The following is a 13,795-nucleotide window of genomic DNA, read 5'->3' as shown; positions in this document are numbered from 1 at the left end:
GGGCATGTAGATTTACGCGTCTCAATCGAGGACGCGATGAAGCGGCGGGGTTACTTCCCAGCCGTTTTTTGTTTGCCGCCCTCCACCTCGAGCCCGAGCGTGCGGCCGGGGAAGCCGGCGGCATCGAAATAGCGCTGGCTGCCGACGCGATGGAAGTTCAGCACGGTCATCAGGCCACCTTCGGCCGGTTTGGACTTCAGCGTGCCGGCATAGGCCTTCGGCACCGTGCCGTTGGGCATGGCCTCCGACATCACGCGGCCGACGAGATCGCCATTCTGCGCGCCGCGCAGGTCCATGAGCCGGGCAGCGGTCATGCCGACGTCGGCGTTGCTGACCGGGACTTCGTCGACGTAGCCGGCTTTGAAGTCCGGGCCGATGGCGGCCATGAAGTTCATGGTGTCGCCGCGGCTGAAGCTGCCATGCATGCCCTGGCCTTGGCGCAGCACGGTGTCTGCGACCTGCACCGAGCAGTTGGTCGGCGCCTCGCCGCAATCGCTGGCGTAGGAGCGGAAGTTGACGACGATCGACGGCGTCGGGGTCGCCGACTTGCCGCGCAGATTGATGCTCGACAGCGGCAGGGTGCCGGGGAAGCGGCCGAGCGAGTCCTCGACGAACAGGCCGGAGACGTAGTCCTGCTCGAGCAGCGCCTTGATCGTCTTCGCCGCCAGCTTCTTATCCTTGCTCGGCAGATAGATCAGGTCGGAGCCGCCATTGGTGGCGACGACGAGATCGGGCTTGGTCGGATCCTTGCCGAGCACGCCGTTGCCGGCCTTGGGATGCTTGTTGCCCTCGACCTTCGCATTCTTGTCGTTGGGGTCGAACAGCGGCAGGTCGAGCGCTTTCGCAAGGTCGAGCGCCAGGAAGCCCATCGGCAAAAAGTCCTTCGGCGTGTCGTCATAGCTGACCTTGGCCGAGGCGCTGGTCTTGCTCTCCTTGGAGATGGTCGAGAAGCCGTGGTCGGCGGAAACGATAATGTTGGTCGAGGCGGCTAGCCCGAGCTCGTCGAGCGCCTTGCGGAGCTGGGCGAGGTTGGTGTCGGCATTCTTGATGCCGGCCATCGAGGTGGGGCCGTTGATGCCGGGCTTGATCTGGTTGAGGCTGTCGCCGGTATTGTGCTGGCTGCCGTCGGGGTCGCGCGACCAGAACACCAGCACGAACGGCTTGTTGCGCGCCTTGAACATCGGCAGCGCCACCTTGGTGGCGACATCGGCGAAATAGGCCTGCTGCGCGACGTTGGCGACCGTGGTGCCCGGCGTCTTGGCATCGCCCGCCTTGGAATTGTCACCGCGCGGCGGCGTGGCGGTGGGCAGGCCGGCCTTGGTCAGCGCGTCCTTCACCTCGTCCGAGAGCGCCACGCCGTTCTTGCCGCCGGTGGAATCGTCGAACACGATCGAATGCAGACCGGCCTTCTCGGGCTTGTCGGTGTGGTCGAACTGGTAGGTCGGGCCGACCTTGCCGATCGCCGCCGTGCTGAGGCCCTTGGCGCGGGCCATCTTCAAGATAGTCTCTTCGTTCAGATAGTTGCCCTTGAAATGCTCGTCGATATCGCCGAGCACGGCGTCGTTCTCGATGAAGGGGACCACCGTGTCGCCGGCGGGGCCGGAGGTGTAGTTGGTCCAGATCGTGTTGGAGAACACGCCGGTATCGCCGAGATAGTGTCCGGTCGACATCGCCGAGCCGTTGGCCATGGTGAAGGTCGGGAAGAGCGAATGCGGGTTCTTGAAGTTGACGCCCTTGTCGCGGACCTCGGCCATGGCCGGCGCCGTCTCCGGTGTGACCTTCAGCGCGCGAAGACCGTCCGGAATGAACAGGATCAGGTTGCGGGGCGTGTTGTTCTGGGCAGAGGCAAGTCCGGTGGACAGGACTGTCAGTCCGGCGGACAGCAACACCAGTGAACGGCGCATCGAATCTCTCCCTGCGGTGAGGCGGCTCGGCCGCTGACCGCGGCCCCGGATTCGTTTAGTTTCGCTGCATGACCGTTTTGTTACAAGAGCGGAGAAGCGTGCAAAGAAGGGCAGAGCACTCGCGCATCCCGGACGCGCTGCAACGCTTTTGGCGTTGCGGCGCCGAGCCGGGACCTAGGAGGGCGGCGCGCTTCGCTGTTGCATGGGCCCCGGCTCTGCAGCGCATCGCCGAAGAGGCGCTGCGCTGCAGAGCCGGGGCACGAGACCGCAGTTTGGTGCACAGCTGCTTCAACATCGTCATTGCGAGCGCAGCGAAGCAATCCAGAATCCCTCGGCGGAGGCAGTCCTGGATTGCTTCGTCGCAAGGGCTCCTCGCAATGACGGAGTTTGAGGCGGCATGGTCGCTCATCATTCGCATTTCGATTGCAGACACAGCTTCGCATCCTCGCGGCTGGTTCGCCCGAGCTTTGCTTCGATGCCTTGCCCTCATAATTGAAAGAGGGCGCAGGGAAGACCGGGAGCCGGTTGGCTCCTATGGACCGCCATGCCGAGAGCAGATTGCGTGTGCTTCAATGCATAGCGGGAAACAGGGCAACCGGAGACATCCCGGCCTTCCCTGCGCAGTGGTTGGAACGGCTTATGTCGTGCTCTCCCCGGGGAGCGATGCACTATTGCCCCCGTCGCCTTGCGGATGGCTGATGCTGCGGACCCGGTCGGGCCGCCACATCACCGCCAGACTTGGCGCACAGACCCCGGGCGCCAGGACGACACGATTTGGCCGTACGCGAACCGCACCTGTCGTTGGCGTGACGCGTTCGCTCACGGTTGCCCGCCCTGCGAAGCCTTTCGCGCCGGTGTGGTCCACGTCCACCGCCGCCCGACCCGCGTTCGTGACGATCGCGATACGCCCCTCTTCCTTGGGCCGGGTTGCAGCGGCACATACGCTATTTCCGAATTTCGGTAAAGCGGAATATTTTGGACAGCGCGCGTTGACCCACGGCTCGCGTGTTTTGCCCGTCAGGCAACGCAAGGTCTTGTAGCCCGGATGGAGCGCAGCGCAATCCGGGATTCCATCCGTGCGGACACAGCGGTCCCGGATTACGCTGCGCTCCATCCGGGCTACGGCCATTATCGCGCAGCCGGCGGCAACGGCGCTTCTTCAGCTCACAATACGTAGGTCGCAAAAGAACGACCCGCCGCTCGATGAAGGCGGCGGGTCGTGCAAATGAAGCCCGGTCGCTACCAGCGATAGCCGCCGGTCAGCGTGCCGTTGTTGTTGCCGTCAGGGCCGACATCGCCCTGCGTCGAGCTCGGGGTCGGATGGCGAGTGCCGTAGTACGCGCCATACGGTCCGGCGACGTCAGGATAGTACGCGCCCGGCTGAACCGGTTCGTAGGCGGGCGCGTCCCAACCCACGCGCGGTCCGTTCCAATCGTAGTAGCCCTGCGCCGATGCGGCTGTAGCGCCTGCAACGAGCGATGCCGTGACCAGGCAGAGGAGTTTTGACTTGTTCTGCATTCGAGTGCTCCTTGCTTGTGTCGGGGGCCAACGGTTGCAATGCGGGCGCGTTCCGGACGTATTGGCCGGGAGCGATCAACTCCGATCAACTGGTTATGAATCGCGCGCTGCGGAACGAAGTGGCGCAAACGGGACGGGAATCCGGGCGTTCTGCCGCACCATGTTCCCCGTTAATCCCGTGTCTTAACCAATAATTAATTATACGTTTGCGGGCGGGCGAGAGCCCGGCCTAGCGTGCGGTGGGGAGCCGCTACCTGCGAAGCCAAACGAGTTGGTGCGTATCATGATGTCGAGATCACAAGGGGCGCTATTCGCCTCGCTCAGCGCAGCCGCGCTGCTCCTTAGCCCCAACGACAGTTTTGCCAGACCCGGCGGCGCCGCGCCGCATGGCGTCACCGCCGTGCCGTCAGGCGCAATGGCGCGTGCGCCGATCGGGCCGGGAGCCCGGTTCCACCGCCGCAGCAATCCCTGGGTCTACTGGCCGGGCGGGGGCGGGTTCTTCTACGACGGCGCGACGTACAGCCAGCCTTTCGGCGAGGCGGCGCAGCCGCTCTCCAATGACGTGCGCTACACCTATACGTATGACGTTCCCTGGGATTGGGCGCATCGCTTCCCGCCGAACGTCGTGCCCTCCGACCGGCCGTATGTGCCGAGCTGCCCGACGGAGCAGGTGACGGTGCCCGGCCGCGGCGGCGGCGAGCACACCGTCAACATCATGCGCTGTTACTGAACTAGCCCAGCTCGAAGCTGGTCACGCCGAAGACGCGGTCGATGCGCAGCGGCGGGATCGGCCCGGTGTACATCCGCGCCGTCTCGAATACCGGCTTGAGCCCGAGCTCGCCCGCGAGCGCGATGGCCTCGCGATTGACGGCGGGGACATCGAGAAAGACCTCGCCGCCGTCTGCGCTCGCCAGCAAAGCTTGCACGATCGCTTCCGCCGCCGTGCGATCGTCGGCGACGAGCGGGCCGATCTTGTGGCCCGTCCGGCACGGCCGGATCACGCCCCAGGCGGCAAGCTTGCCATCGCGGAGCAGCGCGCGGCCGACATGGCCCGATGTGTTGATCCAGGCGCGCAGGAAGGCGCTTCGCGGGGCAGGGAAGACGGTGGCGTCATCGGCTTCAACAAGCGCAAACGGGATCTTGTCGAGGGCGACGACCTCGGCGGGCGGTTTCGGTGGTGCGGTCACGATGCCGCCATAGCGGATATTGGCGTAGGCAAGCTGGAAGCCCGATTTCCTGTAATTGTCCTGCTGTGCGACCACGCCGTCGAGCCCGATTACGCGGGCGCCCGCATGCGCGATCGCCGCGTTCCAGATGCGCAGGCCGTGGCCGCTGCCGCGAAAGTCTGCACGCACGATGTAGAAGCCGAGGAAGGCGAAGCGGTCATCGTAATTGACGCAGGAGACGGTCGCGACCGGCTCGCCGTCGATCTCGCCGACGAAGAAACCTTGCGCGTCAGGGATCGCGAAGCAGGCAGCATCGGCCAGGCCCGGATTCCAACCCTCCGCCGCGGCCCAGTCGATGGCGACGGCGATCTCCTCGGGACGCAAATTGCGGATCTGCAAATCGCTCATGACGGATGCTCTCGACGGTGGACCTGACGGCGGGTCCGGCGGTAGAAGGCCTCATGATAGGCTGGGCCTGTGGCTCGCCTCAACGATATCACAGAGGATGAATCGCTCATGGCGGAGAAGGTTGCACTCGTCACTGCGGGCGGCAGCGGCATGGGGGCAGGGGCCGCGCGGCGGCTGGCAGCGGACGGGTTTTGCGTCGCGATCCTATCGTCCTCCGGCAAAGGCGAGGCCCTGGCCGCCGAGCTCGGCGGCTTCGGCGTCACCGGTTCGAACAAATCCAGTGACGATCTGAAGCGTCTCGTCGACGGCGCGCTGGCCAAATGGGGACGCATCGACGTGCTCGTCAACAGCGCGGGCCATGGGCCGCGCGCGCCGATCACCGAGATCACCGACGAGCAATGGCATACCGGCCTCGATACGTATCTGCTCAACGTGATCCGTCCCACCCGGCTGGTGACGCCGGTGATGCAGGCGCAGAAGAGCGGCGCCATCATCAACATCTCGACCGCCTGGGCGTTCGAGCCGAGCGCGATGTTCCCGACCTCGGCGGTGTTCCGGGCGGGCCTTGCCGCCTTCTCGAAAATCTTCACGGACACCTACGCCGCTGACAATGTCCGCATGAACAACGTGCTGCCGGGCTGGATCGACAGCCTGCCGCAGCTAGACGCGCGCCGCGACAACGTGCCGATGAAGCGCTACGGCAAGGTCGAGGAGATCGCGGCGACGGTCTCGTTCCTCGCATCGGACGGCGCGGCCTACATCACTGGCCAGAACATCCGCGTCGACGGCGGGCTGACGCGCTCGGTTTGAGCAGCACCTCAATGTGAGGCGACGAGCCGCGCCAGTTCCGGCAGGATCTTGTAGCGCGCGATCTCGTGCGGATATTCGCCGCGATTGGCCAGCAGGACGATGCCGAGCCGCCGCGCCGGCACGAGGCCGATATAGCCGGAGGCGTTGTTGAGGCCGCCCGGCTTGTCCACGACGGTGACGCCGGGCAGGCGTACGGTCTCCCAGGCCATGCCTTGTCCGAACTTCTCATCGACGCGGAAGGCCTCATGCTGCGTCATCCGCAGTGCCTCGCGCAAATGCGGATCGACCGAGCGGCCGTCGACGCAGGCAGCAACGAAGCTCGCGAGATCCCGCACCGAGGAGAACATCTGGCCGGTGCCGGAAAAGTCAAAATAGCTCTGCTGGTTGCCGATCGGGCCGATCGCCATGCCTTGATCCGAATAGCCCTGGACCGCGCGCCGCATCCAGGCCTCGTCCATGACGGCGCGGTTGTCTTCGCCGCGCTCGGGGACGCAGGTCGCGGTCATGCCGAGCGGCCCAAGGATGCGCTGTTCGATCAGGGTCGCGATCGGAGCGCCGTAGCGGCGCTCGAGCACGAGCTGAAGCAGCACGTAGCCGGCATGGGTGTAGATGCGCTGCTGGCCGGGTGCGACGCCGGGCGGCGGCGCGAAGGTGTTCAGCATGGCGATGAACTGGTCGCGCGTAAACTGCTCGTCAGGCCAGGGCGGATGGTCGGTCGGCAGCAACAGCCCCGAGGTGTGCGTGGCGAGCTCACCGACGGTGACGTCGCGGATGTAGTCGCCGTCCAACTCCGGCAGGTATGTCGGCAAATGGTCGTCGAGCCGCAGCTCGCCGCGCAGCGCGCCGAGCGCCACAAGGGTCGCCTCGAAAGGTTTGCGCAAGGAGGCGAGATTGAACAGCGTGTCCGGCGTCACCGGCCGTTTGGCGGCGTCATCCGCAAGACCGTAAGTGAAGAACTCGACATGGCGTCCGGCATAGAGGGCGGCGGCAAGGCCGCCCGCATGGTCCGGCGTCGCGGTCGGAGCCAGCTCGTTCGTGACGATGTCGCGCATCTGCGCGATCATGTCGGAATCCGCCAAGGCGCGGCGGGACCAGGCAAGTGCGAGCGGAACGAGCGCTGCCCGGCAAACCGCTCGCCGGGTGAGGTGCGATGAGGTGACAATAGACGGCACGGCTCTGACGCAAGCTATGATGTGCCCCCGAGCCCCTCTTAACGTGAACGAGCGCGCGCCCCAATTCACGATTGCGCGTTGTGGGTTCCCCCGTGTGGGCTCGCGACAAAATCACTTAGCCTATGAGCTAACAATGATTGACGCCGGGTGGTGGCGGCGCTATAGTTAGCTTCATGGCTAACCAATTGTCTCGGCTCGACCAGGTTTTTTCCGCGCTCGCCGATCCCACGCGGCGGGCGATCGTGATGCGGCTTTGCGCGGGCGAGGCGTCGGTCGGCGAACTCGCCGATCCCTTCGACATGGCGCTGCCGAGCTTCATGAAACACATCCATGTGCTGGAGACGAGCGGGCTCGTGCTGTCGGAGAAATCCGGCCGCGTGCGCACCTGCCGTCTCAGCCCGAATGCGCTGCTCAGCGCGGAAGACTGGTTCCAGCAGCAGCGTGCGATCTGGGAGGCGCGGCTCGATCGGTTCGAAGCCTACGTGATGAAGCTCAAGAAAGAGAAGGAGAGGGCGGCCGCCAAGCGTCCGTCCCGAACAACCAAACGGAAAGGTTCCGAGTGATGACGAATTCTGCCAATGCTGCCTTGTCGCAATGGTCGCTCGACCGCGAGATCGTGATGTCGCGCGTGATCGACGCGCCGCGCGATCTCGTGTTCGAGGCCTGGTCCGACCCGAAGCATCTGCCGCAATGGTTCGGGCCGAAAGGGTTCAAGGTCGAGACCTTCGAGATCGACGTGCGCGTTGGCGGCGTCTGGCGCTTCAACATGATCGGCCCCGACGGCACAGTCTATCCGAACCGCATGCGCTTCCGGCGCATTGAGCGGCCGTCTCTGATGGAGATGGATCACGGCGTCGACCAGGACGAGGATCCCGGCATGTTCCGCTTCACCGTCACCTTTGCCGAGCAGAGCAACGGCAAGACCGTGTTGATGATGCGCCAGCTGGCCTCGAGCACCGAGCAGCGCGATGGCATGATCGGATTCGGCGCCGTCGAATACGGTTACCAGACGCTGGACAAGCTGGCGGCGTATGTGGCCGGGATGAAGCGGTGAGATCGCGTTCGCAAAGATGTCTCGCGGCCACTTGAACGCGTTCTGAGTTCATCCCTCAGGCGTTCAAAAAAAACGAATGCGGCCCCGGCGGAAGAGCGCTCGCCGAGGCCGCACTCATGCGCCGCATGGTCGTATTTCGAAAGAGCCTGATCGTTGCTCCCGCTAACGACGCGGTGTGCCGCCGGAAGCTGCGCCAACTGAAGCGCCGGCCAGCATCGCGGCCGTGAAGATCGTCAGAATCGTCTTACGCATGTTGTTGCTCCCAAAGATTTACGAGGGGACCAATCACGCGGGTCGCCAACCGTTCCTGCGCTCGTGGATGTGAAGGCGCGGCGATCTCGTCGAATCGCCCGGTCCGAAAATCGGAACACCGGATTGTGCGCCCGCCCGGTAGGAACGATAGTGGCCCTCCGGCTTTGCCGATGATGATGCACATTATCTTCAGCGACTACCGCAACCCTGCCGCCGAGCAAGCCTACGACATTGCCTGGGACTTTCTCGTGCGCACAGACGCCATCCGCGACGAATTCGAGGCCTGCGTGTTCCTGGCGCAGCGTATCGCCGTGATGGTGGAGGAGGGGCAGACGAACCGGATCCGCATGGCCAATCGCGCGATCTCCGAATATCAGCACCACGTCGACGAATCCGACGATCTCATCCGCAGCGGTGGCCGCCGTGCCGGAGGGCGCTGAGCGCCGCATCGATCGTCATTCGCCCTTGAGGCCGGCGTCGCGGATCAGCTTGGTCCATTTCTGCGTTTCGTTGTCGATGAATTGGCCAAACTCGGCCGCGGTGCCGGGGCGCACTTCGAGGCCCTGCGCGGTCAGCTTGTCCTTGATTGCGGGTTCGGCGAGTGCGTGCAGCACCTCGGCCTGGAGCTTGTCGACGATCACGCGTGGTGTCGTCGATGGCGCCATGAAGCCGTACCAGCCGGCGGCGGCCACGTTCGGACAACCTTGCTCGCGCAAGGTCGGCGCCTGCGGGTAGAGCGCGCTGCGTTCGGGCGAGGCGACGCCGAGCACGATGAACTTGCCGCTCTGGATGTAGGGCAGGGCGGTCGGCAGCGCGGTCAGCGTGGCGTCGACGCGGCCGGCGAGCAGCTCAGTGTAGGAAGCGGCGTCGCCGCGGAACGGGATGTTGAGGCCCTTGACGCCAGCGTCCCGGAACAGGAGCTCGCCGGCAAGGTGCGGCTGCGAGCCGGCGCCGGGCGAAGCGAAGGTGAGGCCGTCGGGCTTCGATTTGCCATAGGCGATCATTTCGGGGAGCGTCTTGAACGGCGCGTCCGCGCTGATGATCAAGAACAGCGGCGCGATCACCGCCATCGCCACGGGTTGCAGATCCTTTCGCGCGTAGGTCAGCTTGCCGAACAGCGCTTCGGCGGTGGCATAGGGGGCTGCGACATAGAGCAGTGTGTAACCGTCGCCCTGCGCATGCGCGACCATATCGTTGGCGATGCGCGTGCCGGCGCCCGGCTTGTTCTCGACGATGAACTGCTGATGCAGGCTGCGGCCGAACTCCTCCGCCAGGAGACGCAGCGAGATGTCGTTGGAGCCGCCGGGTCCATAGGGTGAGATCAGCCGCACCAGGCGTGACGGCCAGGCCTCCTCAGCGCGTGCGCAAAATGGCGGGCTCGACAGGGATGCGGCAAGGGCGCCCAGCAATGTTCGGCGTGTGATGGTCATGATGGCCTCCCGGACGTGGGGCGCCAGCTTGCTTGTTCATGTCCTGGCGCCCTTCTTGTTTTGCTTGCGTGTCTCGGTTGCCGGCTCCGCCGCCTTGACGATGGCGCGGATGCTGTCGGCGAGCGCGGTGATGCGTGGTCCGATCTCGCCCTCCAGCTGGCCCGGTTGGAGCCGGAACGCGGGGATGCCGCAATTGATCGAGAACGACTGCTTCGCTTCGCGCGCGTGAAACAGCGGCGCGGCGACCGCGTGGATCGAGGCGATGTACTCGCCCCAGCAGGTGCAGAAGCCGCGGCTTGCGCATTGCGCGATTCCGGCCCGGTATTTGTCGCGGAAGGCGGACCACAGCGCGGCGTCTTCGGCTGCGATCTGCCGTTCGAGCCGGTCCGCATCCGCCGGCGGCAAGGTTGCCGCCGCGGCGCGGCCCATCGCGGTCATCACGACGGGAATGGGCATGCCGATGTCGGGGACGTGCGGGCCGACGTCGCCGGAGCGCGCGGTCTCGACATAGATCATCGAGGTCGCATCGAGCAGGCCGATCGACACCGTGCCGCGGACACTCTGCGCGAGCTCCTGCATCATGGGCCGCGCCACCTGGCGAAATTGCATGTCGGCGAGCAGCGGATGCACCATGCGCAGCGCCCGCGCACCGACGCGATATTTCGCGCGCTCGGCGTCGTAGCGGAGATAGCCGAGTTCGGCCAGCGTGTGCGTCAACCGCGCCACCGTCGGCCGCGGAATCCCGGTCAGTGTCGACAGCTCCATGTTGCCGAGCAGCGTCGTCCCGGCCTTGAAGGCCTCGAGCACCACGAGGCCTTTCGCCAGCGTCGTCGCGAATGCGGCGTCATCGGTGCTCGAAGCCAGCACCGCGGCGGCGGTCGAGGAGGCGAGGGTCGGTTTGGAGACGGCTCGGGTCATCCGGGTTTCATGAACCCGAAGGGACCTGTTGTCCAATAAATTCAGAGAACGTGCGGGTGCCGTCCACTATGCGGACGCTCTGACCCGGCCAAAGATGCGCGGAAAGCGACCCCGCACACAGATTTTTGTCGTGATTCCCTGGTCTCTCGTGACAAGATTATTACGAATACATGTCAGGTCGATTACAGCGGAGCGATTCATGTTGCAGTGGCAGGCACGGTCAAATCCCCTCGCGTGGTGGTGGGGGTCCCTGACGCTGGTCAGCGCTGCCAACATCCTCGTCTGGTTCATGCTGTACCGCGAGTTCTACCCGACCGTTGCGGGCAGCGTCAGTGGCGGCTCGGATATCGGCCTGATGTTCCTGCTGTGCGCGGCCTATGTGTTCGGCTGCGCCTTCCGTTCGGTGCTGCCGCGCGCCGACGTGCAGCGCATCTGCCTGTTCGATACCTGGCTGTCGAGCGTGTTCGTCGGCCGTACGGTTGCGACCGTGGCCGAAGTCTGCTTTGCCGCGCAATGGGCGATCATCCTGCATCAGCTCGGGAATATGACCGGTGCGGAGACCGCGGTGAACATCGCGCTCGTGATCGTGCCGATCATCATCATCGCGGAGTGCTTCTCCTGGTACGCGGTGGTGACCACCAACTTCCTCTACAACGCGATCGAGAACTCGCTGTGGGCGGTGACCTTCTTCCTCGCCGGCATCGCGCTGTGCCGGCTGATGCCGGAATTCCAGGGGCCGGTGCGCTGGGCGCTGATCGCCGGAATCGTCGGCATCGCCTGCTTCCTCGCCTTCCTCGTCACCGTCGACGTGCCGATGTATCTCAGCCGCTGGCGGGCAGGGCACGCCGAGGGCGGCAGGTTCTTGGGCTTGCTCGAAGGCCTGCACGACGTCGCGACGCGCTGGGTCGTGACCCACGACATCGCGCATTGGAAGGGCGAGCTGACCTGGATGTTCCTGTATTTCAGCGCCGCGGTGTGGTCGAGCCTCGCGCTTTGCGCGCTCTACGCCATGGAAGGCTATCTCACGCGCTATCTCGCCTGACGGTTACTTGCCGACCAGGCCGCACTTGCTGCGGTCGAGCGGACGGAAAGCCTGGTCCGGCGGAATCGTTGCGACCAGCTTGACGAAATCCCAGGGACCCCTGGATTCCTCCGGCGTCTTGACCTGCACCAGATAGAGGTCGTGCACCATGCGCTGGTCCTCGCGGATACGGCCGTTGGGGGTGTAGGCATCCGATACCGGAGTTGCCTTCATCTTGGCCATCACGGCGGCGCTGTCGTCCGAGCCGGTGTCTTTCACGGCTTGCAGATAGTGGCGTACGGCAGAATAGACGCCGGCCTGGATCTGCGAGGGCATTGCTTTCCTGCGCGCATAGAAGGCCTCGGAGAACTTCCGCGCGGCGGGCGAGACGTCCTCGAAGAAGGAGGTGACGATGAGATCGCCGCGTGTGGCCTTCAGCCCGACCGCCTCGATGTCGACGTTCTGAAACGACATCGGCACGATCTTCATGCCTTGGCTGGCGAGCCCGAATTCCTCGGCCTGCTTGATCGCGGTGGCGTTGTCGCCGGCGACGTTGATCGCGAGAATCTTTGCGCCCGACGACTGCGCCTGCAGCAGGAACGAGCTGTAGTCGGGCGTGCCGAGCTGCGCCTTGACGCTGCCGGCGACCCTGCCGCCAAGCGCAGCAATGCGCTCACGCGCGGTTGCCTCGATCGAATGGCCAAAAGCGTAGTCGCCCGTGATGAAGAACCACGGCTCCTTGCTGGTCCGCATGATACCGGAGACCACCGCGGTCGCCGTGGAATAGGCATCCTGGGTCCATTGCACGCTGGTCGGCGCGCAGGCTTCATCGGTCAGCTGGTTGGCGCCGGCGCCGGAGACGAGAAAGATCTTGCCGTTGCCGCGCACCAGCTCCTGCACCGCGAGTGCGGCGCCGGAGCTGCCACCGTCGGCGATCGCCTGCACGCCGTCGCTGAACCACTTTCGCGCGAGGGAGGCGGCGAGGTCCGGCTTGTTCTGGTGATCAGCCTGCAAGATCTCGATCGGTTTGCCGTTGATCTTGCCACCGAACTCCTCCGCGGCCATCCGCGCCGCCTCGACCGAGCCGGGACCCATGGCGGTCGCGAAGATGCCGTTCATGTCGGTGAGGACGCCGATGCGGATCGCATCGCCTTTGATCTCGGCGCGCGCAGTGGCGCCTGCAAGCGCCAGCGCGGACAGCAGGATTGCGGTGGAGGTCGTGCGGATTGTGGCCATGGCGTTTCCCGATTTTATCGTTGATCGATGGTGCTGGCGGTCAGGCCGGTTCGGCGATGACGTTGTTGCGCAAGATTCCGATGCCGGAGATCTCGACCTCGACGGTGTCGCCGGGGCGCATCCACAGTGGCGGCGTGCGCTTGGCACCGACGCCACCGGGCGTGCCCGTGACGATGACGTCGCCGGGCACGAGTGGGCAGATCGTCGAGATGTAGGCGATCAGCTCTGGGATGGCGGTGATCAGGAGATCGGTGGTGGTATCCTGCACGACGTTGCCGTTCAGCCGCGTCTGCAAGGAGAGCTTCGACGGATCGGCGATCTCGTCCGCAGTCACCAGCCAAGGCCCAAAACTGCCGCTCTCGGCAAAGGTCTTGCCAGAGAGGAACTGGCTGGTGTGGCGCTGCCAGTCGCGGACGCTGCCTTCGTTGTAGCAGGAATAGCCCGCGATATGGTCGAGCGCGCTGCTCGCCCGGATGTGGCGGCCTTTTTTGCCGATGACGAGCGCGAGCTCGCCTTCGTAATCGAAATCGTCGCTGACATCAGGCTTCACAATGGGCTGGAGATGGCCGACCTGGCTACAGGGAAATCGGACGAACAGCGCCGGCTTCTCGGTGACGGTGCGGCCGGTCTCGGCGACGTGGTCACGATAATTCAGGCCGACGCAGATGATCTTGCCGGGATCGGGGATGACGGGTGCGAAGCTGATCTTGTCGAGCGCATGATCCGGCGTAGCGGAGGCGGCGAGATTCGCGGCCTCGGCGAGATGGCCCTTTTCGAGCAGCCGGCGCAGCGTGGTGCAGCCGTCGCCGGCCATGCGCGCACCGAGATCGACGACGCCGCCGTCCTTGACGGCGCCGAAGGAGGCGCGACCGTCGGCGAAGAATGAAAGCAGCTTCATGAGGTGTC

At 65.0% G+C, this 13,795-nt stretch carries 14 protein-coding genes; 6 read left to right on the top strand and 8 right to left on the bottom strand.

From position 1 onward, the window contains the following. Nucleotides 1-50 precede the first annotated feature (50 nt). Together BLV07_RS22935 and BLV07_RS22920 are read right to left on the bottom strand one after the other, a co-directional pair. Nucleotides 51-1,904: an alkaline phosphatase family protein gene (locus tag BLV07_RS22935; RefSeq protein ID WP_091889753.1), complete on the bottom strand. Its 1,854-nt coding sequence runs from the start codon at nt 1,902-1,904 to the stop codon at nt 51-53. 1,239 nt (nt 1,905-3,143) lie between these two features. Next, nucleotides 3,144-3,422, bottom strand: a complete 279-nt coding sequence (locus BLV07_RS22920) for a hypothetical protein (RefSeq protein WP_091889749.1) — start codon at nt 3,420-3,422, stop codon at nt 3,144-3,146. A gap of 283 nt (nt 3,423-3,705) precedes the next feature. On the opposite strand from BLV07_RS22920, the gene BLV07_RS22915 reads away from it, so the two are divergent. Next, nucleotides 3,706-4,152: a hypothetical protein gene (locus BLV07_RS22915; protein ID WP_176945702.1), complete on the top strand. Its 447-nt coding sequence runs from the start codon at nt 3,706-3,708 to the stop codon at nt 4,150-4,152. A gap of 1 nt (nt 4,153) precedes the next feature. Here BLV07_RS22915 and BLV07_RS22910 read toward each other — a convergent pair whose 3' ends face one another. Beyond that, a complete protein-coding gene (locus BLV07_RS22910) occupies nt 4,154-4,996 on the bottom strand; it encodes a GNAT family N-acetyltransferase (protein ID WP_091889748.1) in 843 nt (280 codons plus the stop codon). A gap of 108 nt (nt 4,997-5,104) precedes the next feature. Between BLV07_RS22910 and BLV07_RS22905 the strand changes: the two genes are divergently transcribed. Next, on the top strand, nt 5,105-5,806 hold the full coding sequence (locus tag BLV07_RS22905) for an SDR family oxidoreductase (protein WP_091889746.1): 702 nt from the start codon (nt 5,105-5,107) through the stop codon (nt 5,804-5,806). 8 nt (nt 5,807-5,814) lie between these two features. Here the strand turns inward: BLV07_RS22905 and BLV07_RS22900 are convergent, their stop codons facing one another. Next, entirely contained in the window at nt 5,815-6,870 is a 1,056-nt protein-coding gene (locus BLV07_RS22900) for a serine hydrolase (protein ID WP_176945701.1), read from the bottom strand. 281 nt (nt 6,871-7,151) lie between these two features. Between BLV07_RS22900 and BLV07_RS22895 the strand changes: the two genes are divergently transcribed. The 3 genes from BLV07_RS22895 (at nt 7,152) to BLV07_RS22885 (ending at nt 8,724) form a co-directional block, all read left to right on the top strand. Then, entirely contained in the window at nt 7,152-7,541 is a 390-nt protein-coding gene (locus tag BLV07_RS22895) for an ArsR/SmtB family transcription factor (RefSeq protein ID WP_091889742.1), read from the top strand. Next, the gene (locus BLV07_RS22890; protein ID WP_176945700.1) at nt 7,541-8,032 is read left to right on the top strand and encodes an SRPBCC family protein; all 492 of its coding nucleotides are present in this window, start codon (nt 7,541-7,543) and stop codon (nt 8,030-8,032) included. The genes BLV07_RS22895 and BLV07_RS22890 overlap by 1 nt, the downstream gene beginning before the upstream one ends. A gap of 425 nt (nt 8,033-8,457) precedes the next feature. After that, the gene (locus BLV07_RS22885; protein WP_091889877.1) at nt 8,458-8,724 is read left to right on the top strand and encodes a hypothetical protein; all 267 of its coding nucleotides are present in this window, start codon (nt 8,458-8,460) and stop codon (nt 8,722-8,724) included. A gap of 15 nt (nt 8,725-8,739) precedes the next feature. Here the strand turns inward: BLV07_RS22885 and BLV07_RS22880 are convergent, their stop codons facing one another. Next, nucleotides 8,740-9,714: a Bug family tripartite tricarboxylate transporter substrate binding protein gene (locus BLV07_RS22880; RefSeq protein WP_091889738.1), complete on the bottom strand. Its 975-nt coding sequence runs from the start codon at nt 9,712-9,714 to the stop codon at nt 8,740-8,742. A gap of 36 nt (nt 9,715-9,750) precedes the next feature. Then, on the bottom strand, nt 9,751-10,632 hold the full coding sequence (locus tag BLV07_RS22875; RefSeq protein WP_091889736.1) for an IclR family transcriptional regulator: 882 nt from the start codon (nt 10,630-10,632) through the stop codon (nt 9,751-9,753). A gap of 199 nt (nt 10,633-10,831) precedes the next feature. Here BLV07_RS22875 and BLV07_RS22870 point away from each other — a divergent pair, with 199 nt between their 5' ends. Further along, nucleotides 10,832-11,674 (top strand): hypothetical protein, encoded by an 843-nt coding sequence (locus tag BLV07_RS22870; RefSeq protein WP_176945699.1) that lies wholly within the window; start codon nt 10,832-10,834, stop codon nt 11,672-11,674. Nucleotides 11,675-11,677: 3 nt separating this feature from the next. Here BLV07_RS22870 and BLV07_RS22865 read toward each other — a convergent pair whose 3' ends face one another. Both BLV07_RS22865 and BLV07_RS22860 read right to left on the bottom strand, forming a co-directional pair. After that, complete coding sequence (locus BLV07_RS22865; RefSeq protein WP_091889732.1) at nt 11,678-12,889, bottom strand: ABC transporter substrate-binding protein; 1,212 nt, start codon at nt 12,887-12,889, stop codon at nt 11,678-11,680. Between the two features lie 40 nt (nt 12,890-12,929). After that, a complete protein-coding gene (locus BLV07_RS22860) occupies nt 12,930-13,787 on the bottom strand; it encodes a fumarylacetoacetate hydrolase family protein (protein ID WP_091889730.1) in 858 nt (285 codons plus the stop codon). Between the last annotated feature and the right edge of the window lie 8 nt (nt 13,788-13,795).

Origin of the sequence: Bradyrhizobium sp. Rc2d (assembly GCF_900099855.1) — a bacterium.
GTDB lineage: Bacteria > Pseudomonadota > Alphaproteobacteria > Rhizobiales > Xanthobacteraceae > Bradyrhizobium.
The sequence above is the reverse complement of the archived record's forward strand: the minus strand, read 5'-3'. Positions and strand labels throughout refer to the sequence as shown.

Excerpts from the sequence above, each read along its gene's own strand:
- BLV07_RS22910 (WP_091889748.1), bottom strand. The coding sequence starts at position 4,996 with ATGAGCGATTTGCAGATCCGCAATTTGCGTCCCGAGGAGATCGCCGTC.
- BLV07_RS22935 (WP_091889753.1), bottom strand. The coding sequence starts at position 1,904 with ATGCGCCGTTCACTGGTGTTGCTGTCCGCCGGACTGACAGTCCTGTCC.
- BLV07_RS22885 (WP_091889877.1), top strand. The coding sequence starts at position 8,458 with ATGATGCACATTATCTTCAGCGACTACCGCAACCCTGCCGCCGAGCAA.
- BLV07_RS22860 (WP_091889730.1), bottom strand. The coding sequence starts at position 13,787 with ATGAAGCTGCTTTCATTCTTCGCCGACGGTCGCGCCTCCTTCGGCGCC.
- BLV07_RS22880 (WP_091889738.1), bottom strand. The coding sequence starts at position 9,714 with ATGACCATCACACGCCGAACATTGCTGGGCGCCCTTGCCGCATCCCTG.
- BLV07_RS22865 (WP_091889732.1), bottom strand. The coding sequence starts at position 12,889 with ATGGCCACAATCCGCACGACCTCCACCGCAATCCTGCTGTCCGCGCTG.
- BLV07_RS22920 (WP_091889749.1), bottom strand. The coding sequence starts at position 3,422 with ATGCAGAACAAGTCAAAACTCCTCTGCCTGGTCACGGCATCGCTCGTT.
- BLV07_RS22915 (WP_176945702.1), top strand. The coding sequence starts at position 3,706 with ATGATGTCGAGATCACAAGGGGCGCTATTCGCCTCGCTCAGCGCAGCC.
- BLV07_RS22875 (WP_091889736.1), bottom strand. The coding sequence starts at position 10,632 with ATGACCCGAGCCGTCTCCAAACCGACCCTCGCCTCCTCGACCGCCGCC.
- BLV07_RS22900 (WP_176945701.1), bottom strand. The coding sequence starts at position 6,870 with ATGATCGCGCAGATGCGCGACATCGTCACGAACGAGCTGGCTCCGACC.
- BLV07_RS22870 (WP_176945699.1), top strand. The coding sequence starts at position 10,832 with ATGTTGCAGTGGCAGGCACGGTCAAATCCCCTCGCGTGGTGGTGGGGG.
- BLV07_RS22895 (WP_091889742.1), top strand. The coding sequence starts at position 7,152 with ATGGCTAACCAATTGTCTCGGCTCGACCAGGTTTTTTCCGCGCTCGCC.
- BLV07_RS22905 (WP_091889746.1), top strand. The coding sequence starts at position 5,105 with ATGGCGGAGAAGGTTGCACTCGTCACTGCGGGCGGCAGCGGCATGGGG.
- BLV07_RS22890 (WP_176945700.1), top strand. The coding sequence starts at position 7,541 with ATGACGAATTCTGCCAATGCTGCCTTGTCGCAATGGTCGCTCGACCGC.